This is a genomic window from Frankia sp. AgKG'84/4, assembly GCF_023242965.2.
GTDB lineage: Bacteria > Actinomycetota > Actinomycetes > Frankiales > Frankiaceae > Frankia.
Genome location: NZ_JALKFU020001163.1, coordinates 1 through 2794, shown reverse-complemented (window position 1 = coordinate 2794; position 2794 = coordinate 1). Strand labels below are relative to the sequence as shown.

At 72.0% G+C, this 2794-nt stretch carries 3 protein-coding genes and 1 pseudogene; 2 read left to right on the top strand and 2 right to left on the bottom strand.

The genetic code is table 11. The features are described 5' to 3' along the window. Positions 1 to 235, bottom strand: a pseudogene (locus tag MXD58_RS28200) (transglutaminase-like domain-containing protein); the annotation flags it as partial. Then, the gene (locus MXD58_RS31985) at positions 232 to 669 is read right to left on the bottom strand and encodes a putative acetyltransferase (RefSeq protein ID WP_518478707.1); all 438 of its coding nucleotides are present in this window, start codon (positions 667 to 669) and stop codon (positions 232 to 234) included. The gene MXD58_RS31985 and the pseudogene MXD58_RS28200, both read right to left, overlap by 4 nt. A gap of 88 nt (positions 670 to 757) precedes the next feature. On the opposite strand from MXD58_RS31985, the gene fdxA reads away from it, so the two are divergent. Together fdxA and dapC are read left to right on the top strand one after the other, a co-directional pair. Further along, positions 758 to 1081 (top strand): ferredoxin, encoded by a 324-nt coding sequence (gene fdxA, locus MXD58_RS28195; RefSeq protein WP_248817515.1) that lies wholly within the window; start codon positions 758 to 760, stop codon positions 1079 to 1081. A 59-nt stretch (positions 1082 to 1140) separates the two neighbouring features. Next, positions 1141 to 2794: succinyldiaminopimelate transaminase (dapC, locus tag MXD58_RS28190; RefSeq protein WP_250611201.1), on the top strand; the 1654-nt coding region annotated here is incomplete at its 3' end.

The following is a 2794-nucleotide window of genomic DNA, read 5'->3' as shown; positions in this document are numbered from 1 at the left end:
GCCCGGTGGACGAGCCGTGCTCCACCCGGGGGAAGCGGGGGGCCGATCCCACCCGGGCGGCCAGCCTCGGCCGGGCCCGCGCCGCCAGGGCGTCGAGCAGGTCGAACGTGACGGCCGGGTCCTGGGTGTCGGCGCTCGCGTCGGCCTCGGCGGCGAGCAGGTGGCAGGCGGCGGCCAGATCGACGGGCTCCCGGCGGACGGCCTCGGCGAACTGCCGGCGGCTGCGGTCGCTCACCTCGGCTCCCCTCCCGGCGCCCGCCGCTCGGAGTCGGGGTACCCCGACTTCGGGTACCCCGTGTCCGTGTACGTCGCATCCGACGGCGTCATAGGACGGATTGTCGCGCGGTCGACCGGCTGGGTTCGGCCAATGGTGCCGGGATCTGGCAGGTCCGCAGGCGTTCCTGTACTGCTCTTCTGACCGTCTACTGTCAGATCGACGACTGCGTGTGACCGCCGCCTGGGCGGACGGGGGGGGATAACGCGTGCCGCGACGAGGTCATCCTCGGTAATCTGAACAGCAGAACCTTCCGCCGTTTCGACCGTCAGCACGCGCGACGACCATGACCGCAGTGTCCCGAGAACGTCACTGAGAGGTATCGGACCTGGGATGCGCCGCCGGATCATGACTCGCGCGCCGATGTCGGCCCGAGTGATGCGGACGACATACACCACCAGCGCACGCCCTTGCTGTCGACACGGAACGGTCCATGTCGATACTAGGGACTCAGTCGCCCGTGAGCCCGAGGAGGAACATCCGGTGACCTACGTCATCGCGGAGCCCTGTGTCGATGTCAAGGACAGGGCCTGCATCGAGGAGTGCCCGGTCGACTGCATTTACGAGGGCGGTCGGATGCTGTACATCCAGCCCGACGAATGCGTCGACTGCGGGGCATGCGAGCCGGTATGCCCGGTCGAAGCCATCTACTACGAAGACGATGTTCCCGACCAGTGGAAGGGATACACCGACACCAACGCGAACTTCTTCGAGGAGCTCGGTTCGCCCGGCGGCGCCTCGAAGGTCGGGGCGCTCAGCTTCGACCCGCCGGCGGTCTCCGCGCTGGCCCCCCAGGGCGAGTCCTGAGCGGCTCTGGGAGGTCGGGCAACACCCCCGGCGTCCTGCGGTCACCGGCTCGTTCCCGCGTGCGGCTGCCAGACTTCCCCTGGGACCAGCTCGCTGCCTTCCGGGAGAAGGCACGCGCGCACCCCTACGGTCTGGTTGACCTCTCCGTCGGAACCCCGGTGGACTCCACGCCGGCCGTGGTGCAGCAGGCACTGGCCGGCGCCGCGGACGCGCCTGGTTATCCGCAGACCGTCGGCACACCGGATCTTCGAGAGGCGGCGGCGGGCTGGTTGGCCCGCCGCCTCGGCGTCCTCGTCGATCCGGGTGCCGTCCTGCCCGTGCTCGGCACCAAGGAAGTGGTCGCCCAGTTGCCGGGCCAGCTCGGCCTCGAACCCGGTGACCGGGTCTGGGTGCCTACGCCGGCGTACCCGACCTACGAGGTCGGGGCGCTGCTCGCGCGCTGTGAACCCGTGGTCGGGCCCGCCGAGGGCGTGACCATGGTCTGGCTGAACTCCCCGGCCAATCCGACGGGCCGGGTCATGACGGTCGAGGAGATGCGGGCCGTCGTCGGCTGGGCCCGCGAGCGGGGCGTCATCGTCGCGAGTGACGAGTGCTATATCGAGCTGGGCTGGGAAGCCCGGCCCGTCTCCGTGCTGCACCCCGACGTGTGCGGGGGCTCGCACGAGGGCCTGCTCGCGGTGCACTCGCTGTCGAAGCGGTCCAACCTCGCGGGGTACCGGGCCGGTTTCGTCACGGGTGACCCGCAGCTCGTCGCGGGGCTGCTCGGCGTCCGCAAGCACGCCGGGTTCATGATGCCGACCCCGGTGCAGGCGGCGATGACCGCCGCGTACGCGGACGACCTGCACGTCGCCGACCAGCGGGCCCGCTACGCGAACCGGCGGGCGGTGCTCGCCGCGGCGCTGTCGGTCGCCGGTTTCACCATCGACCACAGCGAAGCCGGCCTGTACCTGTGGGCGACGCGTGGTGAGGACGCGTGGGCGACGCTCGACGCGCTCGCCGGCGTCGGCGTCCTCGTCGCGCCCGGGACGTTCTACGGCGAAGGTGGCCGTCAGCACGTGCGGGTCGCGCTGACGGCACCGGACTCGCAGGTGGCGACCGTTCCCGAACGGATGACGATGATCCCGCCGGCTGCCGCGCCGAGCCACGCGGCCGCCGGTGCGCACCAGCTCGGCGGGGCCCCGGCGCAGCCCGCTCCCGGTGGCTACCCGCCGCAGGGCCAAGGCTCCGGCGGCGATTATATCACTGCGGCCCGGCAACAGGCCGGCTACGGCCCGCCGGGTGGTTACCCGCACACCGCGCCGACGCCGGTCTCCTACGACGCCGCGGCCAGCTACGACGCCTCGACCAGCTACGACGCCTCGACCAGCTACGACGTCCAGGGCAGTCAAGACCCGCGGACCGGCTACGACGTCCGGCCCGGTGCCTATGAGATGCGCCCCGCCGCTTACGAGACCCGACCGAATGCGTACGACAGCCGCTCGAACGGATACGAGACCGCGTCGAACGGATACGAAAACGGGCCGGCGAACGGCTACGGCGCTGCGCCCGGCGGCGGCTACGAGGGCCAGCCCGGCGATCACGAGCAGGCCGCGCGCCACCACGCCCTGCGCCGCCGCCCGGGGCAGGGCGAGCCCGGCCCCGGCGGCTACGACGCCACCGGGGCGGATCGCTACGACCGCCAGGCCGCCCGCCCCGACGAGGACTCCGCCGGCG